At 62.7% G+C, this 24,810-nt stretch carries 27 protein-coding genes; 17 read left to right on the forward strand and 10 right to left on the reverse strand.

What is annotated here, in order from left to right; genetic code table 11:
* Position 1: 1 nt before the first annotated feature.
* The 4 genes from ACWKV4_RS09850 to ACWKV4_RS09865 all read left to right on the forward strand — a co-directional run bounded on the left by ACWKV4_RS09850 (position 2) and on the right by ACWKV4_RS09865 (position 3,128).
* Complete coding sequence (locus ACWKV4_RS09850; protein ID WP_483831887.1) at positions 2–355, forward strand: RidA family protein; 354 nt, start codon at positions 2–4, stop codon at positions 353–355.
* 42 nt (positions 356–397) lie between these two features.
* Positions 398–802 carry a heme-binding protein gene (locus tag ACWKV4_RS09855; RefSeq protein WP_483831888.1) on the forward strand — a complete coding sequence of 135 codons (405 nt, stop codon included), beginning with the start codon at positions 398–400 and terminating at the stop codon, positions 800–802.
* A gap of 117 nt (positions 803–919) precedes the next feature.
* A complete protein-coding gene (locus tag ACWKV4_RS09860; protein ID WP_483839546.1) occupies positions 920–2,539 on the forward strand; it encodes a methyl-accepting chemotaxis protein in 1,620 nt (539 codons plus the stop codon).
* A 79-nt stretch (positions 2,540–2,618) separates the two neighbouring features.
* Positions 2,619–3,128: a GNAT family N-acetyltransferase gene (locus tag ACWKV4_RS09865; RefSeq protein ID WP_483831889.1), complete on the forward strand. Its 510-nt coding sequence runs from the start codon at positions 2,619–2,621 to the stop codon at positions 3,126–3,128.
* On the opposite strand, the gene ACWKV4_RS09870 is transcribed toward ACWKV4_RS09865, so the two are convergent.
* Positions 3,115–4,221 carry an SMP-30/gluconolactonase/LRE family protein gene (locus ACWKV4_RS09870; RefSeq protein ID WP_483831890.1) on the reverse strand — a complete coding sequence of 369 codons (1,107 nt, stop codon included), beginning with the start codon at positions 4,219–4,221 and terminating at the stop codon, positions 3,115–3,117. The genes ACWKV4_RS09865 and ACWKV4_RS09870 overlap by 14 nt on opposite strands.
* Positions 4,222–4,436: 215 nt before the next feature.
* Between ACWKV4_RS09870 and ACWKV4_RS09875 the strand changes: the two genes are divergently transcribed.
* The 10 genes from ACWKV4_RS09875 to ACWKV4_RS09920 all read left to right on the forward strand — a co-directional run bounded on the left by ACWKV4_RS09875 (position 4,437) and on the right by ACWKV4_RS09920 (position 13,709).
* Positions 4,437–4,622 carry a hypothetical protein gene (locus tag ACWKV4_RS09875; protein ID WP_483831891.1) on the forward strand — a complete coding sequence of 62 codons (186 nt, stop codon included), beginning with the start codon at positions 4,437–4,439 and terminating at the stop codon, positions 4,620–4,622.
* Between the two features lie 2 nt (positions 4,623–4,624).
* On the forward strand, positions 4,625–4,783 hold the full coding sequence (locus ACWKV4_RS09880; RefSeq protein WP_483831892.1) for a hypothetical protein: 159 nt from the start codon (positions 4,625–4,627) through the stop codon (positions 4,781–4,783).
* Positions 4,784–4,854: 71 nt separating this feature from the next.
* Positions 4,855–5,586, forward strand: coding sequence for a GntR family transcriptional regulator (locus tag ACWKV4_RS09885; protein WP_483831893.1), 732 nt, complete (start codon positions 4,855–4,857; stop codon positions 5,584–5,586).
* A gap of 62 nt (positions 5,587–5,648) precedes the next feature.
* Positions 5,649–6,629, forward strand: coding sequence for an SdiA-regulated domain-containing protein (locus ACWKV4_RS09890; RefSeq protein ID WP_483831894.1), 981 nt, complete (start codon positions 5,649–5,651; stop codon positions 6,627–6,629).
* Between the two features lie 192 nt (positions 6,630–6,821).
* Complete coding sequence (locus ACWKV4_RS09895) at positions 6,822–7,205, forward strand: MerR family transcriptional regulator (RefSeq protein WP_483831895.1); 384 nt, start codon at positions 6,822–6,824, stop codon at positions 7,203–7,205.
* 42 nt (positions 7,206–7,247) lie between these two features.
* A complete protein-coding gene (locus ACWKV4_RS09900; RefSeq protein WP_483831896.1) occupies positions 7,248–8,429 on the forward strand; it encodes an isovaleryl-CoA dehydrogenase in 1,182 nt (393 codons plus the stop codon).
* 20 nt (positions 8,430–8,449) lie between these two features.
* Positions 8,450–10,051 carry a carboxyl transferase domain-containing protein gene (locus ACWKV4_RS09905; protein ID WP_483831930.1) on the forward strand — a complete coding sequence of 534 codons (1,602 nt, stop codon included), beginning with the start codon at positions 8,450–8,452 and terminating at the stop codon, positions 10,049–10,051.
* A 31-nt stretch (positions 10,052–10,082) separates the two neighbouring features.
* A complete protein-coding gene (locus ACWKV4_RS09910) occupies positions 10,083–10,883 on the forward strand; it encodes an enoyl-CoA hydratase-related protein (protein WP_483831897.1) in 801 nt (266 codons plus the stop codon).
* On the forward strand, positions 10,880–12,784 hold the full coding sequence (locus ACWKV4_RS09915; protein WP_483831898.1) for an acetyl/propionyl/methylcrotonyl-CoA carboxylase subunit alpha: 1,905 nt from the start codon (positions 10,880–10,882) through the stop codon (positions 12,782–12,784). The genes ACWKV4_RS09910 and ACWKV4_RS09915 overlap by 4 nt, the downstream gene beginning before the upstream one ends.
* The gene (locus ACWKV4_RS09920; protein ID WP_483831899.1) at positions 12,774–13,709 is read left to right on the forward strand and encodes a hydroxymethylglutaryl-CoA lyase; all 936 of its coding nucleotides are present in this window, start codon (positions 12,774–12,776) and stop codon (positions 13,707–13,709) included. Before ACWKV4_RS09915 ends, ACWKV4_RS09920 begins: the two co-directional genes overlap by 11 nt.
* A 12-nt stretch (positions 13,710–13,721) precedes the next feature.
* Here ACWKV4_RS09920 and ACWKV4_RS09925 read toward each other — a convergent pair whose 3' ends face one another.
* Complete coding sequence (locus ACWKV4_RS09925) at positions 13,722–14,078, reverse strand: hypothetical protein (RefSeq protein WP_483831900.1); 357 nt, start codon at positions 14,076–14,078, stop codon at positions 13,722–13,724.
* A 161-nt stretch (positions 14,079–14,239) separates the two neighbouring features.
* Between ACWKV4_RS09925 and ACWKV4_RS09930 the strand changes: the two genes are divergently transcribed.
* Positions 14,240–15,601, forward strand: coding sequence for an MFS transporter (locus ACWKV4_RS09930; protein ID WP_483831901.1), 1,362 nt, complete (start codon positions 14,240–14,242; stop codon positions 15,599–15,601).
* Positions 15,602–15,610: 9 nt separating this feature from the next.
* On the opposite strand, the gene ACWKV4_RS09935 is transcribed toward ACWKV4_RS09930, so the two are convergent.
* The 4 genes from ACWKV4_RS09935 to ACWKV4_RS09950 all read right to left on the reverse strand — a co-directional run bounded on the left by ACWKV4_RS09935 (position 15,611) and on the right by ACWKV4_RS09950 (position 19,838).
* Positions 15,611–16,906, reverse strand: coding sequence for a Gfo/Idh/MocA family protein (locus ACWKV4_RS09935; protein ID WP_483831902.1), 1,296 nt, complete (start codon positions 16,904–16,906; stop codon positions 15,611–15,613).
* Positions 16,907–17,044: 138 nt separating this feature from the next.
* Positions 17,045–18,328, reverse strand: a complete 1,284-nt coding sequence (locus tag ACWKV4_RS09940; RefSeq protein WP_483831903.1) for a sugar MFS transporter — start codon at positions 18,326–18,328, stop codon at positions 17,045–17,047.
* Between the two features lie 661 nt (positions 18,329–18,989).
* On the reverse strand, positions 18,990–19,553 hold the full coding sequence (locus tag ACWKV4_RS09945; protein WP_483831904.1) for a type 1 glutamine amidotransferase domain-containing protein: 564 nt from the start codon (positions 19,551–19,553) through the stop codon (positions 18,990–18,992).
* A 102-nt stretch (positions 19,554–19,655) separates the two neighbouring features.
* Positions 19,656–19,838, reverse strand: a complete 183-nt coding sequence (locus ACWKV4_RS09950; protein ID WP_483831905.1) for a hypothetical protein — start codon at positions 19,836–19,838, stop codon at positions 19,656–19,658.
* Between the two features lie 267 nt (positions 19,839–20,105).
* On the opposite strand from ACWKV4_RS09950, the gene ACWKV4_RS09955 reads away from it, so the two are divergent.
* Positions 20,106–21,080 carry an MBL fold metallo-hydrolase gene (locus ACWKV4_RS09955; protein WP_483831906.1) on the forward strand — a complete coding sequence of 325 codons (975 nt, stop codon included), beginning with the start codon at positions 20,106–20,108 and terminating at the stop codon, positions 21,078–21,080.
* A gap of 109 nt (positions 21,081–21,189) precedes the next feature.
* Here ACWKV4_RS09955 and ACWKV4_RS09960 read toward each other — a convergent pair whose 3' ends face one another.
* The 4 genes from ACWKV4_RS09960 to ACWKV4_RS09975 all read right to left on the reverse strand — a co-directional run bounded on the left by ACWKV4_RS09960 (position 21,190) and on the right by ACWKV4_RS09975 (position 23,311).
* The gene (locus tag ACWKV4_RS09960; protein WP_483831907.1) at positions 21,190–21,324 is read right to left on the reverse strand and encodes a hypothetical protein; all 135 of its coding nucleotides are present in this window, start codon (positions 21,322–21,324) and stop codon (positions 21,190–21,192) included.
* Between the two features lie 196 nt (positions 21,325–21,520).
* The gene (locus tag ACWKV4_RS09965) at positions 21,521–21,775 is read right to left on the reverse strand and encodes a hypothetical protein (protein WP_483831908.1); all 255 of its coding nucleotides are present in this window, start codon (positions 21,773–21,775) and stop codon (positions 21,521–21,523) included.
* A 113-nt stretch (positions 21,776–21,888) separates the two neighbouring features.
* Entirely contained in the window at positions 21,889–22,299 is a 411-nt protein-coding gene (locus tag ACWKV4_RS09970; protein ID WP_483831909.1) for a J domain-containing protein, read from the reverse strand.
* Between the two features lie 115 nt (positions 22,300–22,414).
* Positions 22,415–23,311, reverse strand: coding sequence for a LysR family transcriptional regulator (locus tag ACWKV4_RS09975; RefSeq protein ID WP_483831910.1), 897 nt, complete (start codon positions 23,309–23,311; stop codon positions 22,415–22,417).
* Positions 23,312–23,436: 125 nt separating this feature from the next.
* Between ACWKV4_RS09975 and ACWKV4_RS09980 the strand changes: the two genes are divergently transcribed.
* Positions 23,437–24,777, forward strand: a complete 1,341-nt coding sequence (locus ACWKV4_RS09980) for an MFS transporter (RefSeq protein ID WP_483831911.1) — start codon at positions 23,437–23,439, stop codon at positions 24,775–24,777.
* Positions 24,778–24,810: the final 33 nt, after the last annotated feature.

A 24,810-nucleotide genomic window follows, 5' to 3' on the forward strand; every position in this document is an offset into this window, starting at 1 on the left:
CATGACCGAGATTACCCGTCACCAACCCAACGCCCGCTTGAGTCGGGTGGTGGTTCACAATAACGTCGCGTGGCTGGCTGGGGTGGCGCCTGCCGATTGCACTCAGGACGCGGCAGGGCAAACGGCGCAAGTGCTGGCCCGTATCGACGAGTTGCTCGAACAAGCAGGCACCGACCGCAGCCGGTTGCTCTCGGTACACATATGGATGGCCCAGATGGCCCGTGACCTGGAGGCAATGAATGCACAGTGGTCCCAGTGGCTGGGTGACGCTGGGCGCCCGGCTCGCGCCACCTGCCAAGTCGCCTTCGACGACCCTGACCTGCTGGTGGAAATCATCGTCACCGCAGCGGTGTAGGCTGTACCTTAACGTTCTTTATTTCGCCGTGAGCACCTGTCCATGGAAACCAAAGCCGTACTAGGGCAACTCGAAGCCCAGCAAATCCTCACTGCCGCCAGCACCCATGCCCAGGCCCAGGGTTGGGCGGTCGCCATCGCCGTGGTAGACGACGGTGGTCACCCCCTGGCTTTTTTGCGCCTGGACGGGGCAAGCCCCATCGCTTCGTACATTGCTACTGAAAAAGCCCGTAGCGCGGCCTTGGGGCGGCGTGAAACCAAAGGCTATGAAGACATGGTCAATGGTGGGCGCAGTGCATTCCTAAGCGCGCCATTGCTCACCTCCCTTGAAGGGGGCGTGCCAATCCTGTTCGAGGGTCAGGTGGTGGGCGCGGTAGGGGTGTCGGGTGTAAAGGCCGACCAAGACGCACAAGTGGCCAAGGCAGGCGCCGCGACCCTGGGCGGTTGAGCGTTCACAGGTGGGCAGTGGCCGTGCACGCCAGGCGTTGCGCTCAAGATTTGGCCTTTGCAGCCGTTAGGGTGAACTCTGGGTGCTGTTAGCACCGCCCCAACGGACTGCTTACCTATGAACCTACGCGCTCTGAATATCGCCAAACGCAGCATTCTCTGCTTTGGCTTAATTTCTGCGATTGTCGCCGTACTCGGCCTGTCAAGCCTGTACCAGGCCTCGAAGATGCATACCGAGGCCCAGTACCTCTCTACCGAGAATATCCCTGGCATCCTCGCCAGTAACGCCCTCGCCTTACAGTTGACCAGGGTGCGTATCGAAGTGCTTCGAATGATCGCCGTGCCAGCAACCGTTGCGCAAACCCAAGAGGGCATCCATAAAATGGGTGGGCTGGTAGAAGACCTGCTTGTTCAATACCAGCCCATGGTCGGCCCCGACAGTGAGCGGGCCAATTTCGAAGAGTTGCGCCGGGTGTACAAAAGTTACGCCGATGGCGCCGACCGGATAGCCGCCATGGTAAGCACCGGGGACATGGAGGGCGCGCGCGACTTGGTGAGCCAGGGCATGGCCGTGGACGGTCGCAAGATGTACGAGCTGGCCAACGCGCTGCGCGAGCAGAACCTGGCCGAATCCAAGGCTCATGACGCCCTTGGCAGCGCGATCTACGTTGAAACCCGCAACGTGATCATCGTGACCATTCTTATTGCCCTGGGCCTGACCATCCTGCTGTCCTGGGGCATGACCCGTAGCCTTACCGGCCCAATCCAAACCGCGGTGGCAGCGGCGCGGCGCATCGCCGGGGGCGACCTTACAGGTACCCTGGATGCCTCTGGCAAGGACGAGCCCGCCCAGTTGCTCGGTGCCATGGCGGCCATGCAGGCCACGTTGCGCAGCACCCTGGACCAGATCAGTAACTCTGCCCAGCAACTGGCCTCGGCCAGCGAGGAAATGAGCGCGGTCATGAGCGAAAGCGCCAGTGGCCTGGGTCAACAGAACCAGGAAATCGAAATGGCCGCCACTGCCGTGACTGAAATGACCCAAGCCGTGGAAGAGGTGGCGTCCAATGCCGTGTCGGCGTCGGCGGATTCGCGCATTGCCAGTGATTCGGCCCGCACCGGCCAGGCGGAGCTGGACGCGACCCTCGGCGCCATCGGCACACTGACCGATAACGTACTGGACGCCTCTGGCCAAGCCACTCAGTTGGCCGAGCAAACCCATAGCATCAGCAAGGTGTTGGATGTGATCCGCGCCGTGGCCGACCAAACCAACCTGTTGGCGCTCAATGCCGCCATTGAAGCTGCCCGCGCCGGTGAAGCCGGCCGTGGCTTTGCCGTGGTAGCCGACGAAGTACGCTCCTTGGCGCACCGCACCGGTGAGTCCACCCGTGAGATCGAAGCCATGATCGGTACCATCCAGGTGGGCACTACCCAAACCGTGGACGCATTGCTCACCAGCGCCGATCAGGCCCGCTCGACCCAGGCCCAGGCCCGGGAAGCCAACGAAGCGCTGCGGATCATCTCCCAGGCGGTGGCTGGCATCGACGAGCGCAATAGGGTCATCGCCAGCGCCGCCGAGGAACAGGCAAAAGTGGCCCGTGAAGTGGACCAGAACCTGGTGCGCATCCGCGACCTGTCCATCCGCACCTCTGCTGGCGCCGAGCAAACCCATAGCGCCAGCCAGGAACTGGCGCGGTTGGCCAGCGACCTGGGCGGCCTGGTGAAAAACTTCAAGGTCTAGCAGGCCAGGAACAAGGGGTTATAAATGCACGGCGGGCGAGCCTACACTGGGCGCCCACCCAGCCCTACAGGAACGCCCCGTGATTGGCCCCGTTAGCATTGAAAGCCCCCACCCCGACTCGACCGACGAGGTGCTACAGTTCCTGCTAGCGGCGCGAGCAATCACCTTCCCCCAACTTACAGGCACGCCTGTCCCGGCCGACTTGGCAGCCTTCGCGCAGGTATACCTGCGCGGCGAAGGGCGCTTGCGGATAGCCCGCGATCAGGAGCGTGTAGTGGGGGTCATCGGCTACCTGCCGTATGACCGGCGCTTCCCGGCCTTGCCTTACCCAGGCCTGAAGGTGGTGGAGATCGTACGTTTGTTCGTGCTGCCGGCCTATCGCAGGGCTGGCGTGGCGCAGCAGCTATTGAGCGCGTTGCAGGCCCAGGCGGTAACGGATGGGGTGCAGGTGCTGTACCTGCATACCCACCCGTTCCTGCCCGGCGCGGTGCGGTTCTGGCAACGCCAGGGCTTCGAGGTAACCCTGATAGACCCTGACCCGCAGTGGCAAACCACCCATATGCAACGGGCGCTGGCTAGCCTTGGTTGAAGGTAGCGTCGTGGGTGTTCACATACAGCGCGTACACTGAGTGTGAGCTGGCCATAAACAGGCGGTTGCCCTTGGCGCCGCCGAAGCACAGGTTAGGGCAGCGTTCGGGCAGGTGAATGTGCCCGATGGCTTTGCCCGCGGGGTTGAACACCTTGACCCCATCCAGTGCTTCGGGCTTGGCTTCTTTGGCACCCGAGCTGCCCCAGCCACACCACAGGTTGCCGTCTTCATCACACTTGATGCCATCCAGGGCGCCGTACTCCAGCGCCTCGATATGTTTGCGGCGCTCGCCCAGGGTGCCATCGGCGTTTACCCCATAGGCCCACACCAAGCGGTTGGGTTTGGCCCGGGCTTCGACCACATAGAAGGTGCGCTCGTCCGGTGAGAAGCAGAGCCCATTCGGCCCGGCCAGGTTCTCGATCACCCGCGTAACCTTCAGGGTTTCGCCATCAATACGGTACACCGCGTCGGGCAGCTCCGGGGTGATTTTATGCCCCTCGTAATCGTTGGTTTGGAAGGGCGGGTCGGTGAACCAGATCGAACCGTCGCGCTTCACGACCACGTCGTTGGGCGAATTGAAACGCTTGCCCTCGTACTGGTCCGCCAACACGGTGATGCTGCCGTTGTACTCGGTACGGGTCACGCGTCGGCCTTCGGTGCCAGTGGTCGACCCTTCACAGACGATCAAGCGCCCCTGGCGGTCCATCGTCAGGCCGTTGGAATAGTTGGAGTTCTGCCGGTACACCCCAAGGCTGCCGCTGATCTCGTCCCAGCGCATGATGCGGTTGTTGGGTATGTCGCTGAATAACAGGTAGCGCCCCGCCCCGGACCACACCGGGCCTTCTGGCCAGTCCAACCCGGTGCCCAGGCGCTGCACGCTGGCGTTGAACACCCGGTAGCGGGCAAAGCTGTCATCGAGTATTTCGATCAGTGGGTCTGGGTAACGCTGGCTCAGGATCTCCCCTGCGCCGCTAGCCCGTGGCAATGCGGAGGTGGCCAGGCCAGTGATGGCGCAGAACACGGCCGAGCGCTGCAAGAACAGGCGACGGGAGGTGCCTACTGCAGGCGTAGTGGGGGTGTGGTGGTTACCCATGGTGGTCTCTCACGATTGTTTTTATGGTTTGCGAGGGCATGGCAGGCGAATAAAGCACGCGCCAACCTCCGTAGCTTGGAGGGCCAGAGCGGCACACTAGCATGATTTTAGAGTGATGAGACGTCGTATCTCTTAAGCCTGATTTTCCTGATCAGATTTTCTCACTGCCCCTTGCATCGCTGGAGTGACCTTCTACATTAGCCTCAATACGTAATATGTCGTCATATTTTTATGGCGGCTGTATTGATAGGTTTACCGCCAAGGGCGTGGACGTCAGCCACCTGCGCCAAAAGCCTGGCATCACCGCGCAAACCTTCGTGGAGCTGCATGGTCGTGACCGGGTGCTGGCAGCCTGGCCTACGATGGCCAGCGTTTCTACCGTCAAACGGCCCAGCCGGTAGAGGTGGTCGACACCATGGGCGCCGGGGATGCCTCTATCGCGGCCTTTCTCTGCGCCATTGCCCGGGGTTTTAGTATCGGCCAGCCCATGGAACAGGGCGCCTTTGGCGCGGCATTGACGTTGCGGTGTCAAGGGGCTTGGGCTAGGCGCTGCCGGGTGTGAGGGTTAGGGCTGCCAGCAACAGCCGCCACCCGTATACTGGCGGCCGTTTTGGTATTCAACGAGGGTGGTTCATGCCTGGCCTGCAGCGCAATTCGTCCCAGCGGCTCTATGCCATGGTTCGCCAACGCATCCTCGACGCCATTGAGCAGGGCGTGTACCCGGTGGATGGGCAAATCCCCACCGAGCCTGAGCTGTGTGAGCTGCATGGGGTAAGCCGCATCACCGTGCGCAAGGCAATCACGGATCTGGTGAAGGACGGCACCCTGACGCGCCTGCAAGGCAAGGGCACCTTCGTGCAAGGGCGCAAGGTAGAAAACGCCCTGTTGACCGTCAGTGGCTTCACCGATTTCGGCATCGCTCAAGGCAAGAACACCCGTGAAGAAGTGATCAAGCAGGCGCTGATCCCTTCCGAGGATTACCAGCAGCGCCTGGACGTACCCGCGGGCGGGCACGTGTTCAAGCTGGTGCGGGTGATGTACCTGGAAAACGAGCCGTTGTTCATTGACTATTCCTACATCCCGCTGGAGCGCTACCCAGCCTTCGACCAGCGCTATACCCCTGGGCGCTCCAGTTACCAGTTATTCCAGGAGGCCTATGACACCCGCGTGGTCAGTGACCGCAAGGTGATCGACGTGTACACGGCTACCAAGGCCGAGGCCAAGTGGCTGGGCTGCGAACTGGGCGAGCCGCTGTTTCGCATCGGTAAGGTCGCCTACGACCAAGAGGGTCGCCCGGTGCATTGCTCGGAGTTGTTTTGCCGCGCTAACCGGGTGAGCCTGACCATCGACAATACTCGCACATGATCGACGGCCTGTAACAACCGCGCCTTACCCTGCGTTTAACCAGAGTAAACGGGGCGGCTCAGATGCAGATGGATTACGCGGTACCTACCACAGCACCTCAAGCCGACGGGCGAACCGCGCCTTGGCGGCCGGGGCCACGGGTATGGCGTTCGGCCCTGGCCGCGGCCTTGGCCCTGGGCGCCTGGATGGCCTGTGCGCAGTATTTTTTGCCGCAGCAGGTGTATGGGCATTGGCTCAGCGCCCGTAACGCCCAGATGGCCCGCCAGCAAGGTATCGGCCTGGGTGACTACGCCGTGACCATCGACGCCAAGGTGGTGGACCCGGCACTGAAAAACCTCTCCGCCATCACCTACGATTACGATCAGGACCGCCTGCTGGCCGTCACCAATGGCGTGCCCATGGAGTTGCTGGCACTGAGCAAAACCGGCGAGGTGCGGCAACGCTTCCCTCTGGTAGGTTTCGGTGACGCCGAGGGCCTGGCGTACCTGGGCGAGGGCCGCGTGGTCATCGCCGATGAAAAACAGCAACGCTTGAGCTTGGTTCACCTGCCTGCCGAAGGCGCTACCCTTAATGCCGGGCATGGCCAATACCTGACCCTGCAACTGGGCGCGCGCCACAATAACAAAGGCTTCGAAGGGGTGACCTACGACGCGGTCAAGGACCGGCTGTTCGTGATCAAGGAGCGCGACCCCCGGGCCCTGTATGAAGTCAGCGGCCTGGTACGCTCGGCCGACGCCCATGCCCTGGGTATTACGCTACGGGACCTGGCCCCCTGGCTAAGCCGTAGCGTGTTCGCCCGGGACCTCTCTGACGGTTACTACGATGCCGCCACCGGGCACCTGCTGCTACTCAGTGATGAGTCCAAGAACATCACCGAGGTCGACGCCGACGGTAACCTGGTCAGCCTGCGCTCCCTGCGCGCGGCCTTCAGCGACCTGCGGCACGATGCACCCCAGGCCGAGGGCATTACCCTGGATACCGCCGGCAACCTCTATGTGGTCAGCGAGCCCAATCTGTTCTACGCCTTTAAAAAGGCGCGTTGAGCTTCAAACCAGGCGCTAAGCAGGCCTTATCACGTGTAGGAGTGAGCGCAGCTCGCGAAGTGACGCCCTGGGCAACCCATAACGTTCCCTTCGCCAGCTTTGCTGGCTCCTACACGAGATGCGTGCCCTCGGGCCATTGACACCCTTCACCTCTACGTTTACGTTAACGTAAACCTGCAACGATGACATGCCATGCCCACCACCTACACCATTTCCGAACTGGCACGTGCCTTGGACGTTACTCCGCGCACCATTCGTTTCTATGAAGAGCAAGGCATGCTGGCCCCCGAACGGCGGGGGCAGGAGCGGATTTTCCACCCGCGGGACCTGGTCACGTTAAAGCTGATTTTGCGGGGCAAGCGCATCGGCTTTTCCCTGGCTGAATGCAAAGAGTTGATCGACCTCTACGACCCCGCGGGTAACCACAAACAACTCAGCCGCTTTTTAGAAAAGATCAGCGAGCGTCGTGCCCAACTGCGCCAGCAGATGCTGGATATCGAACAGATGCACTTGGAGCTGGACACCGCCGAAGAGCGCTGTCGCGCCGCGCTCATTCAGGTAGAGGCTGCGCGCTAACCCTACAACCTCCAAACAATTACAACAGAGAGAGCCTTCGTCATGACCCCCTTGCCCGGCCTGAATTTTTTCCTCGGTGAAGAGATCGACATGCTGCGCGATTCAGTGGCGGCGTTCGTGGCCGACCGGGTCGCGCCTTTGGCCGCCCAGGCCGACCGCGATGACGTCTTCCCTGCCCATCTGTGGCGGCAGTTCGGCGACATGGGGCTGCTGGGCCTGACCGTGCCAGAGGAATACGGTGGGGCGGGCATGGGTTATCTCGCCCATATGGTGGCCATGGAGGAAATCTCCCGAGGCGCCGGGGGCATCGGCTTGAGCTACGGTGCCCACTCCAACCTGTGCGTCAACCAGATCAACCGCAATGGTACCCCCGAGCAAAAACTACGCTTTTTGCCCAAACTGATTTCTGGCGAGCATGTGGGCGCGCTGGCCATGAGCGAGCCCAATGCCGGGTCGGATGTCGTTTCCATGAGGCTGCGGGCCGAGCGAATAGGGGACCATTACCTGCTCAACGGTACCAAAATGTGGATCACTAACGGCCCGGACTGCGACGTGCTGGTGGTCTACGCCAAAACCGAACCGGCGGCAGGCGCCAAAGGCATCACGGCGTTCATTGTGGACACGACCGCCGCCGGTTTCTCCGTGGCCCAAAAACTGGACAAACTAGGCATGCGGGGCTCTCATACGGGCGAGCTAGTGTTCAATAACGTGCAGGTGCCGGCCGAAAACGTGCTGGGGCAGGTGAACCAGGGCGTGAGCGTGCTAATGAGCGGCCTGGACTACGAACGGGCGGTACTGTCAGGTGGGCCCCTGGGGTTGATGCAGGCCGCCATGGACGCGGTAGTGCCTTATTTGCACGACCGCAAGCAGTTCGGCCAAAGCATCGGTGAGTTCCAGCTGATCCAGGGCAAGGTGGCGGACATGTACACCACTCACCAGGCCTGCCGAGCCTACCTCTACGCCGTGGGCAAACACCTCGATGCCCTGGGCACCGGCCATGCCCGCCAGGCCCGCAAGGATTGCGCCGGGGTCATCCTCTATGCGGCGGAAAAAGCCACCTGGCTGGCCGGGGAGGCAATTCAGATCCTGGGCGGCAACGGCTATATCAATGAATTCCCCGTGGGCCGTATCTGGCGCGACGCCAAGCTCTACGAGATCGGCGCGGGTACCAGCGAGATCCGCCGGATGCTGATCGGCCGCGAGCTGTTCAACGAAACCCGTTAAGGGGAGGGCGCACCGTGAGCATTCTCAATAGCACCCTGGACGGCCAGGCACGGGACGTTCTGGCCAACCGTGCCGCCTTGCTGGAGCAGGTAGACGAACTGCGACGGCTGCTGCAACAGGTTCACGAAGGCGGCGGGGCAAAGGCCCAGGCCCGGCACACCGGCAAGGGCAAGCTGCTGCCGCGTATGCGAATCGACCTGTTGCTGGACCCCGGCTCGCCCTTTTTGGAGATCGGCCAACTGGCGGCCCACCAAGTGTATGACGAGCCGGTACACGCGGCCGGGCTGATCGCCGGGATCGGCCAGATCGAAGGCGTGGCCTGCATGGTGATCGCCAACGACGCCACGGTCAAAGGCGGCAGCTACTACCCGCTGACGGTCAAAAAGCACCTACGAGCCCAGGCGATCGCCCAGCAAAACCGCTTGCCCTGTGTGTACCTGGTGGATTCGGGTGGGGCCAACTTGCCCCGCCAGGATGAAGTCTTCCCGGACCGCGAGCACTTCGGCCGGATTTTTTTCAACCAGGCCAACATGAGCGCCCAAGGCATTGCCCAGATCGCGGTGGTGATGGGCTCCTGCACCGCTGGGGGCGCCTACGTGCCAGCCATGAGCGATGAAACCATCATGGTGCGCGAGCAGGCGACGATCTTTCTCGCCGGCCCGCCCTTGGTCAAGGCCGCCACTGGCGAAGTGGTCAGCGCCGAAGACTTAGGCGGCGCCGACGTACACTGCCGTACCTCAGGCGTTGCGGACCACTACGCCGAGAACGATGAACACGCACTGGCCCTGGCCCGGCGCTGCATCGCCAACCTCAACCAGCCCACGGCCCAGGCCCTGCGACCCGCGGCCCCCGTCCCCCCACGTTACGCCGCCGACGAGCTGTATGGGGTGATCCCCGCAGACCCGCGCCAGCCCTTTGATGTGCGCGAAGTGATCGCTCGAGTGGTGGACGACTCCTGCCTGGATGAATTCAAGGCCCTGTTTGGTACCACCCTGGTGTGTGGCTTTGCCCGCATCCAAGGCTACCCGGTGGCGATAGTGGCCAATAACGGCATTCTGTTCGCCGAAGCCGCGCAAAAGGGCGCGCACTTTATCGAGCTGGCCTGTCAACGCAAGATCCCCCTGGTGTTCCTGCAGAACATCACAGGTTTTATGGTGGGCCAGAAGTACGAAGCCGGCGGCATCGCCAAGCACGGCGCCAAGCTGGTGACCGCCGTGGCCTGTGCCCAGGTGCCCAAGTTCACGGTGATCATCGGCGGCAGTTTCGGTGCCGGTAACTACGGGATGTGTGGCCGCGCCTATGACCCTAACTTTTTGTGGATGTGGCCCAACGCCAAGATCGGCGTGATGGGCGCGGCCCAGGCCGCCGGTGTGCTGGTGCAGGTCAAGCAGGAACAGGCCGCGCGGGCGGGGCAAGCCTTCACCGACAGCGACGCCCACGCCTTGCGCGCGCCCTTGGTGGCGCAGTACGAGCACCAGGCCCATGCGTTTTATTCCAGCGCGCGGCTGTGGGACGACGGGGTGATCGACCCCGCGCAAACCCGCGACTACCTGGCCTTGGGGTTGGCCACGGCGGCCAATGCGCCCATTCCCGACACCCGCTTCGGTGTGTTCCGTATGTAAACCCGTGGCCCCGCCTATTGAGAGCCCAACAATGACAATCTTTACCACGGTTGAACTCGAACGCTCGCCCCAGGGCGTCGCCACCCTGTGGCTGAACCGCCCAGGCAAGAACAATGCCTTTAACGCCTTGATGATCGCCGAGCTGACCCGGGCCCTGGCCCAGGTGCGCGAGGAGGGTGCCTTGCGCGTGCTACTGCTGCGCGGCCGAGGCGGGCACTTCAGCGCTGGCGCGGACCTGGCCTGGATGCAGGACAGCGTGAACCTCACCCTGGAGGAAAACCTGGCCGATGCGCGCAGGCTGGGCGACCTGATGCAGGCCCTGCATACCTTGCCCCTGCCCACCCTGGCGGTGGTGCAAGGGGCTGCCTTTGGCGGCGCGGTTGGCTTGGCCAGCGCCTGTGACCTGGCCATTGGTACGGAGTCAGCGGTGTTCAGTCTGTCTGAGGTGCGCCTGGGCCTGGCCCCGGCGGTGATCAGCCCCTATGTGGTGCAGGCCTTGGGCGCCCGGGCGGCCCGGCGCTATACCCTGACCGCCGAGCGGTTCGATGCGAGCCGCGCCCAGGCACTGGGCCTGCTCGCCGAGGTGTACCCGGCCGAGGGCCTTGAGGCCGCCGTGACCCAATGGACCGAGTTGCTGTTAAGCAACGGCCCAGTCGCCCAACGCGCCACCAAGGGCCTGTTGCTGGAGGTGGGGGATGGCCAGGTCACCGATAGCCTGCGCCGTGCCACCGAGCAGGTGATCGCCCAATTGCGCGGCGGTAGCGAGGGTCAGGAAGGCATCCGCGCCTTTTTGGACAAACGCACCCCCAGCTGGCGGGGGGACGAGGCATGAGCCGCGTCGACACCTTATTGATCGCTAACCGGGGGGAAATCGCCTGCCGGGTGATGCGTACCGCCCAAGCCCTGGGCATCAGGTGTATCGCGGTCTACAGCAGCGCTGATCGCAACGCCCGCCATGTGCGCGAGGCCGACGCCGCCATTGCCCTGGGGGGTACCAAACCCCAGGACAGTTACCTGGCCATCGATAAAATCATCGCCGCCGCCCAGGCCAGCGGTGCCCAGGCCATTCACCCCGGTTATGGGTTCCTCTCCGAGAATGCCGAGTTCGCCCACCGCTTGGCCCAGGCTGGGCTGACGTTCATCGGCCCCCCGGCCAGCGCCATCGAAGCCATGGGCAGCAAAGCGGCGGCCAAGGCCCTGATGGAGGCAGCCCGGGTACCCGTGGTACCGGGGTACCACGGCGAAGATCAACAACTGGCCGCCTTCCAGAGCGCCGCCCAGCGCATCGGCTACCCGGTGCTGCTCAAGCCCAGCGCGGGGGGCGGCGGCAAAGGCATGAAGGTGGTCGAGCAGGAAGCGGACCTGGCCGAAGCGCTGGCCTCGGCTCAGCGGGAGGCGCTTTCTGCCTTCGGCGATGGGCGCATGCTGGTGGAAAAGTACGTGCTGGGGCCGCGCCATGTGGAAATTCAAGTGTTCGCCGACCAGCACGGCCAGTGCCTGTACCTGCATGAGCGGGACTGCTCTATCCAGCGCCGCCATCAAAAAGTGATCGAAGAAGCACCCGCCCCGGGGCTGCCCATGGCGCTGCGCCAAGCCCTGGGCGAGGCGGCGGTGCGGGCGGCCCAGGCCATCGGCTATGTGGGGGCCGGCACCGTGGAGTTTCTGCTCGATGCCCGGGGCGCGTTCTACTTTATGGAAATGAACACCCGCCTGCAGGTGGAGCACCCGGTCACCGAGGCCATCACTGGCCTGGACCTGGTCGCCTGGCAACTGCGAGTCGCCCGTGGCGAGCCTTTGCCTTTGACCCAGGCGCAGGTGCCATTGCACGGCCATGCCATCGAAGCGCGGTTATACGCCGAAGACCCCAGCAGCGGCTTTTTGCCGGCCAGCGGGCGGCTGGCACTGTATGAGGAACCTCAGGCCGGGCCTGGGCGGCGGGTGGACAGCGGGGTGGCTGAAGGCGATGACGTCTCGCCCTTTTATGACCCCATGCTGGCCAAGCTCATTGCCTGGGGTGAAACCCGTGAAGAGGCCCGCCTGAGGTTGCTGGCCATGCTGGCGCAAACCCAGGTGGGCGGGGTCAAGACCAATCGCCCGTTCCTTGAGCGTTTGCTGGCACACGAAGATTTTGCCGAGGCGCGGCTGGATACGGGTTTTATCGCCCGCAACGAGGCCCAATTACTGCCACCTGCCGGGCCGCTAACTCAGGATTTTTGGCAGCAGGCCGCGCGGTTGTACCTGGCCACCCGCGCGCGGCAGCCAGGCACCTGGGGCCAGGTGGCTGCCTGCGGTTGGCGTGGCGTGGCGCCTGCCCAGGCCGTGCTGCACCTGACCTGTGGCGACGCCCGCCAGCAGGTAATCTTTGCCCCTCAGGCCAGCGCGCCCTCGACCATGACAGGTGCGCGCCGGGGCGATGTGCTGTATGTGAACTGGCAAGCCGCGGCTTATCAGGTGCGGGCAGTGGACCCACTCAGCGCCGCCAGTGCCCAAGCCGCGCCTGGCAGCCTGGCGGCGCCGATGAACGCCAGCGTGGTGAAGGTACTGGTGACCCTAGGGCAGCAGGTGGCCGCCGGCGAGCCCTTGCTGGTACTCGAAGCCATGAAGATGGAACACAGCGTGCGCGCCCCGAGGGCCGGCCGAGTCACGGCGGTGCGCTGCAAGGCCGGCGACTTGGTGAGCGAAGGTACAGTGCTGGCCGCCGTGGACGAAGAGGTACCCGCAGATGCTTCCTGAACAGGTGCGAGTCGTCGAAGTGGGCCCCAGGGACGGCTTGCAGAACGAAGCCATAACGGTACCTACCGGCGCCAAGGTGATGTTGGTCAATGGCTTGGCTCAAGCAGGCCTCGGTTATATAGAGGTGGGCAGTTTCGTTTCGCCCAAGTGGGTGCCGCGGATGGCCGATACCGCCGCGGTGTTCGCTGCCCTCGAACAACGCCCAGCGGTGGTGTATGCCGCGCTTACCCCCAACCTGCGCGGGCTGGAAAGCGCCCTGGCCTGCGGCGTAAAGGAGGTGGCCGTATTCGCCGCCGCCTCCGAAGGCTTCTCCCAGCGCAATATCAATTGCTCCATTGCCCAAAGCCTGGAGCGCTTTGAGCCGGTGCTGGCCTTGGCCCTGGCAGAAGGGGTGAGGGTGCGGGGTTACGTGTCCTGCGTGCTGGGTTGCCCCTATGACGGCAAGGTTGCGCCCGAGCAGGTGGGTGCCGTTGCACAGGCCCTCACGGCCATGGGCTGCTACGAAGTATCCCTGGGCGACACCATCGGCGTTGGCACTGCGCAAGAGACCCGGCGGCTGATCGAGGTGGTCAGCCAGGCGGTCCCGATCACGCAACTGGCGGGGCACTTCCACAATACCTACGGGCAGGCCTTGGCCAATGTGTATGCCAGTTTGCTCGAAGGCGTGCAGGTATTCGATAGCGCCCTCGGCGGGCTAGGAGGTTGCCCCTATGCGCCGGGCGCGGGCGGTAACCTTGCGACCGAAGACCTGGTGTACCTGCTACACGGCCTTGGCATCGGCACTGGCGTGGACCTGGAAGCACTGGTACAGCTAAGCCAAGGTTTTAATGCCCAATTGGGCCGCTTGCCAGATTCCCGAGTGACCCGGGCAATGGCCAGGGCCAGTGTGTCGGGTGACCTCGAAGGCGCGCTGTCCCACCGATAACCTCATTACGCGTTAGGGATGAGGCTCGCGCATACGCCGCTGCCGTGGCCCCGGCGGTTTATCGGCGTGCTCGTCGGTAGGGTGATCGTCCAAGGCGCTCCAGTCTGCCTCTTCGGGCGGGGTGGAGGGTTTCGTCGCCGGGTGAGTGGGTGGTTTTGCCCGGGGGCGGCGGAGTTCGCCAAACACCACCATGCTCGCGGCCACCGCCGCCATCACCATCAATACCAGGCCGCCGCCCACTTTATAGCCACGGCGGCGCCCGTGCCCGCCACTTTCGTGGCCCTCGTCGCCGCTGGCGAACGCGCGCCCGCCAATGGCGACCAGCCCGAGCACGAACAGGCCGCGCCGGGTCAATACGTGTTTTTCCATAGAAACTCGATACATGCCGCCACCGCGGCTGATGCTATGCAGCCATCATGCTACCGCACTGGAGCATGGAGTGTTAGCGGCCAGACCAAACGCGCACCTACGCTGCTGACACAGGCTGTTACTCTAGGGGCCAGGATTACTGACTTAGGATTAGCCGCTCGATGCACGATCGCGATGGTCTTCCCCGCCACAAAATGATTGCCGCTGTGATCGCCGTGTGCCTGGCGGTCGGCATGGCCACCCTGGATACCGCCATCATCAACACCGCGCTGCCGACGGTCGCCAGCGGCATTGGCACCGATTCGGCCTCGGTGATCTGGGTCGTCAACGCTTATCAGCTAGCCATGGTCGCCACGTTGCTGCCCTTTGCCTCCTTGGGCGAGGTGGTAGGGCCCCGGCGGGTGTACCTGGGTGGGCTGCTGGTGTTCGTAGTGTCGTCGCTGTTTTGCGGGCTGGCCTGGTCGTTGCCCAGCCTCGCGCTGGCGCGGGTGGTGCAAGGTGTGGGCGCGGCGGCACTGATGAGCGTGAACGCCGTGCTGCTACGGCATATCTACCCCTCGGCGCGGCTGGGGCGAGGCATGGGTATTAACGCTTTGGTGGTGGGCCTGGCCTTTACCCTGGGCCCCACCTTGGCCTCGGCCATTTTGTCTGTGGCCAGCTGGCATTGGCTGTTCTTGATCAACGTACCTTTAGGCCTGCTGGCCATGTGGATGGCCAGCCGTAACCTGCCGCGGATCGAGCCGGCCACCCACCCCTATGACCGCGGCGCCGCCGTGCTCTGCGCCGGGTTGTTCGGCTTTTCCGTGCTGGCCCTGGGCACTGCCGCTCAGGGCGGGCAAGGTATGCTGGCCTTAGGGGAGCTGGCCGTGGCGGCGATGTGCGGGCTAGTGCTGGCGCGGCGCCAAGCAGGCCACCCCGCGCCCATGCTGGCCAGCGACCTGTATCGCCTGCCGTTGTTCGCCCTGTCGTCGCTTACCGCGGTGTGTGCCTTTTGTACTCAAGGGCTGGCATTCGTGGCCTTGCCGTTCCTGCTTCAGGAACAGTTGGGCCATACCCAGGTCGCGACCGGTTACCTCATTACGCCCTGGCCCGCGGTAGTGGCAGTGATGGCGCTGATCGCTGGGCGCCTGTCCGACCGTATCGCCCCTGGGTTGCTAGGCGGGCTGGGCTTGCTGATATTAAGCGCCGGTATGGCGGCTCTGGCTTTGCTAGAGCCTGGCGCTGGCGCAGTGGACATTGGCTGGCGCATGGCGCTGTGTGGCGCGGGGTTTGGTTTCTTTCAATCCCCGAACCTCAAGGCCCTGATGACCAGCGCGCCGGTCAGCCGCAGCAGTGGCGCCAGTGGTGTGGTAGCAACCTCGCGGTTGGTCGGGCAAACCCTAGGCGCGGCGTTGGTGGCGTTGTGTTTCCACTTGGTAGGTGCTCCTGGCGCGCAGGTGTGCTTGTGGCTCGGCTGTGGCTTTGCCTTGGTGGGGGCAGTGGCCAGCGGGGCCAGGCTGTATGCCAGGCCCCTGGGCGTTTGAAAGCGGGGTTTAGCTTTCCTTCAGGGGTGGGCCACGGAAGTGGTCTAGCCCTTCCACCGGTGCCAGCTTCACCGGTTGGCCGGTGCGCGCGCTTTCGTAGATGGCCTCCATCAACTTATGGTCCTGTACGCCTTCTTCTCCTGGCGTCCAGGGCTCGCGCCCGGTCAGCACGCACTCGGCCATGTGGTCGATTTCCTGGGCGAATTGGTCCTTGCGTTCGAGGGTCAGTTCGCCATTTCGCGTAGCGTTGTCGTCTCGCTCGATCACCGACAGGCGCTGGCCCTCGTATAAGAAGGCATTAGGCATATCGAGGGTGGCGCCCTCCAGGTTCAAGCGCTGGTACTTATCGTCCCGCCCACCATAGCTGGTCAGGCAGTTGGCAAAGGTGTTGGAGGGGAAGCGCAGGGTGAACTGCACGGTTTCTTCTACGTCCGCGTAACGCGCATCCCCCGGGGGCGAGTAGGTATGGGCGAACACTTCGATAGGTTCTTCGCCGGTGATAAACCGCGCCGTATTCAGGCAGTACAGGCCAATGTCCACCAGCGAACCGCCACCGGCCATATCCTTTTTGTGCCGCCACTGGCGCTCGCCATCCTGGGCGACCGTTTGAGTGTTTACGCCATGGTAAGCCACCAGCCGCCCATACTGCTTGCCGCGTACCAGCTCCCTGGCGTGCTGGTTATAGGGCTCATACTGAATCCGGTAAGCCACCATCAGTTTTACCTTGGCCTGGCGGCAGGCCTCCACCATGGCTTGGCCGTCCTTGGAACTCACCGACATAGGTTTTTCGGTCAGTACATGTTTGCCGGCCTTGGCTGCCCGTTCGCAGAACGAGCGGTGCATGGCGTTGGGCAGCACGATGTACACCGCTTTTATATCCGGGTTATCACGAATGCGGTCAAAGTCTTCGTAGCTGTAGCAGGCCGTATCGGCAATGCCGTACTGCTTGGCTACCGCCTTGAGTTTGGCTGGTGTGCCGGACACCAATGCAACCGGCTTGGCCTTGAGGCACTTGCCGAATGCCGGCAGCACTTCTTCAAGCGACAGGCGCCCCAGGCCAACGATGGCAAAACCCACACGATCTTCAGGAGGCAAAGGCGCCGGTGGCGGCGAAGAGGGGGTGTCAGCCGGGCCACGCCATGGCGGGAAGGTCACGCTGCCGTCCTTCACTTGGCCAATGTCTACCGGCGTGGGGCTGGCCAGTTGCGCGGCCATGGCCTGGGGCGCTACGGCGGCGGCGGTCGCACCGGCAGCCATAAGTTTGCACAGCGTGCGGCGGTTAAGCGGGGGGAGTGGGGTGGTCATCGTCAGGCCTCCTGGCGTTCGCTGATACCAAGGCGGACCTGGCTAGGCGAACGGGAGTTCCCTGCACTCGACCCAACGCGGCGCCTGGCAGCGCCGGTGGTAAAAAACGCCCGGCCAGCGAAGGCCGGGCTTTAGCGGTTATGCCAAGGCAGGGCGCCGAGCGTACCAGCCATAGGTGGCGATGACCGCGTAGCACACCGCAGGGACTGCCAGGGACAGGCCCAGGGTGCTGAGGTCGGCTGCAAGGCCGGTGAGCGGCGGCACTATGGCCCCGCCGACGATGGCGCAGCAGATCAGCCCTGAACCTTCGGCGGCGCGTTTGCCCAGCCCTTCGCACGCCAGGGCGAAGATGGTCGGGAACATCACCGAGTTGAACAAGCCAATGGCCAGGATTGACCAGCCGGCAACCGCCCCATGATTGGTGGCGGCGCTGAAGATCAACGCGATCACTGCCAATGCGGCGCAGGCCAGTACCTTGCCCGGGGCGAAGGCGCGCAACAGGGCCGCGCCGATAAAGCGGCCTACCATGGCGCCGCCCCAATAGTAGGCCACGTGTTTGCCGGCCAGCTCAGCGCTAAAACCGAAGGTCGAATCCTGCATCAGGAAGTTGGTGAGCAGGCTGCCAATGGCAACCTCGGCACCCACGTAGCAGAAGATGCAGGCCGCGCCGAAGGCAAAGCGTGGCTGCTTGAGCAGGCCCAACGCCGATAGCGGGTTGGCCCCTGCGTTGGCGCCAGAGGCTGGCAGTTGCTTGCGCTGCTGCCACACCACCAAGGCCACCAATACCAGCGCCACAGCGATACCCACATAGGTATTGCTGATGACTTTGGCCTCTTCGGCCAGGAACGCGGTCAACGCCGACCCCGACAAAGTGGCCGGGTCCAGCTGGCTTAGCGAGCCCAGGATCAGCATCGCACCCAGGTAAGGGGCCACGGTGGTGCCCAGGGAATTGAACGCCTGGGCGAAGGTAACCCGGCTATGGGCGGTGTGTTTTGGCCCAAGTAGGGAGATCAGCGGGTTGGCGACTACCTGCACCACGGTCACACCAATGGCCAGTACGAACAGGGCCACCAAGAAGGCGCCGAACAGCCCAACCAGCGCGGCGGGCACAAACAGCACGCAGCCCACGGCCATGGTCAACAGGCCGATGGCCGCGGCACGCATGTAGCCGATACGGGTGATCAACAGCGCCGCTGGGATAGAGGCAATGGCATAGGCCAGGAAGAACGACGACTGCACCAGCATTGCTTCAGCGTAGCTGAGGTTGAACAGGCTTTTGAGTTTAGGGATAAGAATATCGTTAAGGCTGGTGATCCCGCCAAAGATGAAAAACAACGCAAATACGAACAAGCTCAACCGCTGGACGTTGGCGATGCCTGGTGTGGTCTGTTCCGGGGGTACTGCAACGGTGCTATCCGTCATGGCCGCGTCCTGTTTTTTGTCGGGCAATAAGTCAGTTTTCTACGATTCAACGCGGGCAAGGGCCGGTCGTTGGCATGCGCATGCCAATGCCCGGAGCGTCTTGGGATGAACAGAAACCAGCGAAGCGGGAAAGTTCAGGAAACGCCGACGAGAAAGGGCTTTGGCACGCGCTTTGTGCGCCACTCGACAGGTACGTGGTCGAGGTGTACTGGAGCCAGAGCTGAATCGCGGCGGCGTTATAGCAGTCAGGCGGAAAAGGAGTCAATCAAACGAAGCGGCAAGAGTGCGAAGCGGGGCAAGTTCTGTAGGGCAGGCGGCGCTGATTCTAATGGAAAAGGGCAGTATGCACTGCTCTTGTCTACACACAGCCTGCTTAGCTTTTGCGCGTTCCGGGCGTGGCTTTTTTAGTGTATGGCCCCATAACCGCGCTTTATCCATGCCAAGTATCGGGATCCGATAGAAGGTTAATTGGGGTTAAAAAAGTTCAATGGCTTAATATCTAGCCGCTTATAGCTTTGCTGCCAGACTGTTCGCATACTTATTAATGCCTATTGGGAAGAGTGCTGAGCCTGGCAGTAGGCACCTGCATTTACCGCTCGGGTTAGTCGCCAATTGTCACCTAAAAAAAAGCCCGCCGAAGCGGGCAAAAAAACCTCTGCGCTTAGGCAGCACTCAGGGTATCGATAATCGTCTGGTTGAAGGCTTCAAGGTCCTTAGGGGTACGCGAGGTGATCAAGTCCCAACCATTGGCGGGGCACTTGAACACATCTACATCTTTCCAGCCGGCTGCTTTAGCGTTCAGCAAGTCAGTCTTGACGCTGGCGTAAGAGGTCAGGGTTTTACCCTCGATCACGCCTGCATCAATCAGCAGCCAAGGGCCGTGGCAGATGGCGGCGACCGGCTTGCCAGCCTGGGTAAAGGCTTTTACCAACTGCTGGGCCTCGGTGTCCTGGCGCAGGGTATCGGCATTGACCGTACCGCCGGGGATAACCAGCACATCAAAGTCACTGGCTTGCAGGTTCGCCAGTTTGGTGTCGGAATTCACGGTGCGGTCTTTTTCGGTGTCTTGCATAAAGGTCTGGGCTTGGCCGCCGTCAACCGTGGCGTAGGTCACTTGCGCGCCGGCCGCCTTCAAGGCTTCCCACGGCTTGAGCAACTCGTCGCGCTCAATACCGGTATTGGAGGTAATGATCAGTACTTTTTTACCTTGCACTTGGTTAGCCATGTGGGTTCCTTATGAGTGAGTATGCCGTCGGCCTGTTACAGGCCTTATGAAAATAAGAAGGCAAACGCACCGGCAAAGTTCAGGAACGTTGCGATGCCGGCTTTAGCACAGTGTGCGAATCCGGTGACCTTCCAGGGGTTTTGCGCATAAGGGCATTAACGGCTGGCTGGCTTCGCCAACCGCCGACGCTGTTGCGGTGTGTTCATTGCCTGCCCAAGACGTCAACGCGATCAGCGTTAACAGGAACGCCATGGCCAAGGTAGATACATTGTCGAGTTTGCTCATAGCCACACCCGCGGGCGGTAAAGGGGCGGTAAAGGTAAGTAAAATTACCCATACGAATATAGATGGGGCAGGGGAATGCCCGATGGGTTCACTATAGATGCTCACGGCGCGCTCGCCGGTGATTCTTGTAGGAGTGAGCGCCAGCTCGCGAAGAGAGACGGCACAGGCAGTCAATGACCCACTGTTCGCCAGCTTCGCTGGCTCCTACGACCCCCTCTCTTGGAGTGAGCGCCAGCTCGCGAAGATCCGGCACAAAGGAGCCCGCTCATGGAGTTACTTTTTCTTGGCACCTCATCCGGCACCCCTACCCGTCAGCGAAACGTCAGCGCCCTGGCGGTACTGCCAGGACAGGGCAAGGGTTGGTACCTGGTTGATTGCGGCGAGGCCACCCAGCACCGCCTGTTGCGCACGCCATTAAGCCTGCATGGCCTGGCCGGGGTATTTATCACCCATGTGCACGGGGACCATTGCTACGGGTTGCCAGGCCTGTTGGCCAGCGCCGGCATGCAAGGGCGAACCCAAGCCTTGGACATCATTGCCCCCGAAGGCCTCGAGGCCTGGCTGCAGGCCACCTTCAGCCTGACCCAAACCCAGTTGCCATACGCGCTGCGCTTTCATGCCACCGAAGCCTTGCTGACCGGCGGTGCATGGGAGGATACCCACATGGCAGTGTGCGCAACGGCCCTGGCCCACCGGGTACCGTCCTATGGCTATCGCTTTGTGGCCAAGGCCGCCTCCCCACGCCTGAATATCGAAAAGCTGGAGCAGGCACAGGTCCCCCGTGGCACGGCGTGGGGCGAATTGGCGCGGGGCCAGGATGTATGGCTGGAAGGCCAACAGCTGCGCAGCGCGGACTTTCTTCACTACCAGCAACCGGCCCAGTGCATCGTGGTGGCCGGCGATAACAGCGAGCCGCAACGCCTGGCCCAAGCCTGCATCGGGGCGCAGGCCTTGGTTCACGAGGCCACCTACACCGCTGAGGTGGCCGAAGGCAAAGCCCATCACGGGCACAGCAGTGCCGCGGCAGTGGCAGCCTTTGCTGCCGAGGCGGGCCTGCCGAACCTGGTATTGACACACTTTAGCCCGCGCTATCAGGCCAAGGGCCAGCGTGGCTTGTCCATAGAGGACGTATACAATGAAGCGGCGGCGCGCTATGACGGGCAGTTGATACTGGCAGCCGATTACGACCGCTTTCGGCTAAGCCGGGAGGGGGTATTAGTGCGTGTGGCGATGGGCGGGTAGGGCAGGCGGTTCATACCACAACCCCACGCCACAATTGGGCGTCCAACAACATTCCCGCGCCCACGCACAGGCAGAGCATTGCCCACTGGGCTCCAGACAGGCGCATCAGTCAGGCTGCCCACAGCCAGGCCAGGGAAACCGCCCACGCACAGATGGCAGTGCCCGCGAACGCTAGCAGGCAGCGGTCGGGATGGAAGAGGCCGGTTGCGCGTGGGGCAGGGGTGTAATGGTCATTGCGGTGCATGATTCGATATCTCCCTCTCTGTTATGAGGCATATCGGCGCTGACCAAAACTTCTTAACCTGGGGAGGGAACTTTTAGCGTAATAAAGAATGGATCCTTAATCAGGCCTGGCTTCCCTATCCAGACAGCGTTGCAAAGGGGCTGGAATGGCGCTGTAGCCCCCCTGCGAATACCTCGGCAGCAGCATGATTGCAGGCTCACCAAGGGTCGGCACTCACCGATGCCGCCGAGCGTAGGGCCAGCAGGCGGCGATGGGACACATCACTGATACGCTCGGCCATGGCCTTGCGTTGGCCCAGGTTCACCAAGCCGAAATCGGTCAGGCAACTTAGATAACCAGTGGCGCGGGCAGCGCTTTCGCGGATTTCCACGTAATCCGTGGCGGTGTTTACGCGGTCGAGCATCAGGCGCCAGGTAGGCGCGTGAAGGTCGTCGAGATGGGAAGTCGGCAAGGGCGGGCTCCTCTTCTTCTTGTGGCCGATAGGCGGGGCCTTGGGCCCCAGTCGTAGTACCGCTGTAAAGTACCTAGACCCATCCCTTACCCGATGATTCCCCAACATGCCCTTCAGCGCCGCCACATGACGAGTGTTTGAGGCCGAGCAGAGGCCACCAGTTGTGCTGCTATCCCCATGCCTAGCAGGAACGCGATCAACAACCCAATCAGTATCCACCCCCGCCGCCTGACCCGTGGCGCCGGGCTTAGGGGTGCTTGCCGTGGCGCTGGCCCGGCGGGTGAGGGTGCCAGTTGCTGTTCTTGCTGAGCGATCCAGGCATCGTGGCGCGCCCGTTGCTCAGGGTCGTTGAGCACGGCGTAGGCTTCATTGAGCAACCGTACAATGCGTTCGGCCTTGGCATCACCGGGGTGACGATCAGGGTGGTGCTTTTGCATCAGCGCCTTATAGGCCGCGCGGATGACTTCCGGTGGCGCGTTGCGGGCCACGCGCAGGTTGGCGTAGTGGGTAGGCACTTCTGACATCGATAAGGGTTTCCATGCGAGCCTGCGGCCTTATGATCGCCTGTGACGTGAAGTCGCGCAAACGAGGCCCTGGTCGGTTATCGGCGCGGGCCGTGCAAACTTGACCGGCCCCTTGCTATTCCCCCAGCGACACCGCCCCGCGAATGGCCTCCAGCAGCATCAGGCAGGCAGGGTTGTCGTTGTCCGAACGCCACACCAGGTGCAGCTCGCTCTGCACCCCTTCCCCCAGCGGCAGCTCGCGAAACGCCACCTGCTTGAACACCACATTGGTGGCGCACTTGGGCACCAGCGCCAGCCCAAGGCCTGCATTGACCAGCGCCAGTATGGTCAGGGACGAGCCCAGCCATTGCACGTAGTCCGGGGTAACCTGGGCTGAGCGGAACATCCCGGTCAGCAACTCGTTGAACGGAGCGTAGGCAGAGTGGGAATACATCAGAAAAGGCTGCCGGTGCAGGTCGCTTACCCGCACCTGGGCTGCGCTGGCCAAGGGGTGCCCTATCGGTACCGCAAGCACGAAGGGTTCGCGGACCAATAGCTCGCTGGCAAAGCCTGGGGCATGCAGAGGTGCCCGGGTGATGCCTAAGTCGATGCGTCGCGCCCGCAGGGCTTCCTGCTGCTGCGCGGTGTTCATTTCAGTCAGCGCGATATTAACGTTCGGCTGTTGCTCCCGCGCCTCGGCAATCACCTTGGGCAGAAACTCGTAGACCGCGCTGCCTACAAAGCCCAGGGTGACCGAGCCGATGTCCCCGGCCGCGAAGCGCCTGGCCGAGACGGCGGCCATTTCTGCCCGCTCCAGCAGGCTTTGTGCTTCCAGAAAAAACGCCCGGCCCGCGGCAGTCAAGGCCACGCTGCGGGTGTTGCGGGTAAACAACGCCACGCCTAACTGATGCTCCAGCAACTGAATGTGCCGGCTTAGTGGCGGCTGGGTCATGTTCAAGCGCTCGGCGGCCCTACGGAAGTTAAGTTCCGAGGCCACGGCGGTGAAGCAACGTAACTGGGCGAGTTCAAACACTGATTCATTCCGGGTATCAATCGAGAGCAAGACTAGATTAGACCGCAACAATCCCTGCGTCCATGATCGGGTTTGCATCCACGGGGTGCGGCCTGCCCCAGAACAACAAAATCGGGAGATGCCCAGTGAACCAGCCCCTCAGCGCGGTACCGGCTGACGTGCTCGCCCGGGCGGCGAGCAAAGTGAAACGCCATGTGTTGCCACTGTTCGTGGTGATGTTCATCGTCAACTACATCGACCGAGTCAATATCGGTTTCGTGCGCAGCCACATGGAAGCGGACCTGGGTATAGGCGCGGCGGCCTATGGGTTGGGTGCTGGCTTGTTCTTCGTGGGCTACGCGCTATTCGAGGTGCCGTCCAACCTATTGCTGCAACGCTACGGCGCTCGCGCCTGGCTGACCCGCATCATGTTCACGTGGGGCCTGGCCGCCATGGCCATGGCCTTTGTACAGGGTGAAACCAGTTTCTACGTGCTGCGTTTTATTCTAGGTGCCGCCGAGGCGGGGTTCTTCCCAGGGATCATCTACTATTTCACCCAGTGGCTGCCTGCATCCGAGCGGGGCAAGGCCATGGCGGTGTTTCTCAGCGGCTCGGCCATCGCCTCGGTGATCTCAGGGCCGGTGTCCGGTGGTTTGTTAAGCCTGGGCTTGCCGGCGCTGCACAGTTGGCAGTGGATGTTCCTGATCGAGGGATTGGCCTCCATCGTGCTTTGTGCTTTTGTGTGGTTGCATTTGCAGTCTCACCCCAGCCAGGCCAAGTGGCTGACCGTTGAAGAGCAGCAGGCGCTAATTACCGCCATCGCCAACGAACAGGCGGCCCGCGAAGCCCAGCAAGGCGCGAGGGTGTCGGTATGGCGCCTGTTGGCCGACCGGCAGATCATCCTGTTCTGCTTTATCTACTTCTCCGTGGCGCTGACCATCTATGGCGCGACCTTCTGGCTGCCCAGCATGATCAAAAAGATGGGCAGCCTGGGGGACTTTCAGGTGGGGCTGCTTAATGCCATCCCGTGGTTGATTTCCATCGTGGCCATGTACGGCTTCGCGGCCTTGGCCGCCAAGTGGCGCCATCAGCAGGCCTGGTGCGCGCTTACCCTGCTGATTGCCGCCCTGGGCATGTTTATGTCCACCACCGGCGGGCCGGTGTTCGCCTTCGTTGCCATCTGCTTTGCCGCTATTGGCTTTAAGGCCGCCTCGGCGCTGTTCTGGCCGCTGCCCCAGGGCTACCTGGATGCGCGTATCGCTGCTGCGGTTATCGCCTTGGTCAATTCCATCGGCAACCTGGGCGGTTTCGTGGCACCCACCGCGTTCGGCTTTTTAGAGCAAACCACTGGCTCCATCCAGGGCGGCCTGTATGGCTTGGCAGCTACTTCGGTGGTGGCAGCGGTGGTGGTCATGTTCGCCAAGGGCAAGCCTGGGGCGGGTCAACGCACATTGGGCAGCGGCAAAGCCGCGCCTGTGGCTGCCTGAGGCGGCCGTTATCTTACTGGACCGGGAGTTTTG

Source organism: Pseudomonas artemisiae, assembly GCF_057128685.1.

Excerpts from the sequence above, each read along its gene's own strand:
- ACWKV4_RS09850 (WP_483831887.1), top strand. The coding sequence starts at position 2 with ATGACCGAGATTACCCGTCACCAACCCAACGCCCGCTTGAGTCGGGTG.
- ACWKV4_RS09855 (WP_483831888.1), top strand. The coding sequence starts at position 398 with ATGGAAACCAAAGCCGTACTAGGGCAACTCGAAGCCCAGCAAATCCTC.
- ACWKV4_RS09860 (WP_483839546.1), top strand. The coding sequence starts at position 920 with ATGAACCTACGCGCTCTGAATATCGCCAAACGCAGCATTCTCTGCTTT.
- ACWKV4_RS09870 (WP_483831890.1), bottom strand. The coding sequence starts at position 4,221 with ATGGGTAACCACCACACCCCCACTACGCCTGCAGTAGGCACCTCCCGT.
- ACWKV4_RS09875 (WP_483831891.1), top strand. The coding sequence starts at position 4,437 with ATGTCGTCATATTTTTATGGCGGCTGTATTGATAGGTTTACCGCCAAG.
- ACWKV4_RS09885 (WP_483831893.1), top strand. The coding sequence starts at position 4,855 with ATGCCTGGCCTGCAGCGCAATTCGTCCCAGCGGCTCTATGCCATGGTT.
- ACWKV4_RS09890 (WP_483831894.1), top strand. The coding sequence starts at position 5,649 with ATGCAGATGGATTACGCGGTACCTACCACAGCACCTCAAGCCGACGGG.
- ACWKV4_RS09895 (WP_483831895.1), top strand. The coding sequence starts at position 6,822 with ATGCCCACCACCTACACCATTTCCGAACTGGCACGTGCCTTGGACGTT.
- ACWKV4_RS09900 (WP_483831896.1), top strand. The coding sequence starts at position 7,248 with ATGACCCCCTTGCCCGGCCTGAATTTTTTCCTCGGTGAAGAGATCGAC.
- ACWKV4_RS09910 (WP_483831897.1), top strand. The coding sequence starts at position 10,083 with ATGACAATCTTTACCACGGTTGAACTCGAACGCTCGCCCCAGGGCGTC.
- ACWKV4_RS09915 (WP_483831898.1), top strand. The coding sequence starts at position 10,880 with ATGAGCCGCGTCGACACCTTATTGATCGCTAACCGGGGGGAAATCGCC.
- ACWKV4_RS09920 (WP_483831899.1), top strand. The coding sequence starts at position 12,774 with ATGCTTCCTGAACAGGTGCGAGTCGTCGAAGTGGGCCCCAGGGACGGC.
- ACWKV4_RS09925 (WP_483831900.1), bottom strand. The coding sequence starts at position 14,078 with ATGGAAAAACACGTATTGACCCGGCGCGGCCTGTTCGTGCTCGGGCTG.
- ACWKV4_RS09930 (WP_483831901.1), top strand. The coding sequence starts at position 14,240 with ATGCACGATCGCGATGGTCTTCCCCGCCACAAAATGATTGCCGCTGTG.
- ACWKV4_RS09935 (WP_483831902.1), bottom strand. The coding sequence starts at position 16,906 with ATGACCACCCCACTCCCCCCGCTTAACCGCCGCACGCTGTGCAAACTT.
- ACWKV4_RS09940 (WP_483831903.1), bottom strand. The coding sequence starts at position 18,328 with ATGACGGATAGCACCGTTGCAGTACCCCCGGAACAGACCACACCAGGC.
- ACWKV4_RS09945 (WP_483831904.1), bottom strand. The coding sequence starts at position 19,553 with ATGGCTAACCAAGTGCAAGGTAAAAAAGTACTGATCATTACCTCCAAT.
- ACWKV4_RS09950 (WP_483831905.1), bottom strand. The coding sequence starts at position 19,838 with ATGAGCAAACTCGACAATGTATCTACCTTGGCCATGGCGTTCCTGTTA.
- ACWKV4_RS09955 (WP_483831906.1), top strand. The coding sequence starts at position 20,106 with ATGGAGTTACTTTTTCTTGGCACCTCATCCGGCACCCCTACCCGTCAG.
- ACWKV4_RS09960 (WP_483831907.1), bottom strand. The coding sequence starts at position 21,324 with ATGCACCGCAATGACCATTACACCCCTGCCCCACGCGCAACCGGCCTC.
- ACWKV4_RS09970 (WP_483831909.1), bottom strand. The coding sequence starts at position 22,299 with ATGTCAGAAGTGCCTACCCACTACGCCAACCTGCGCGTGGCCCGCAAC.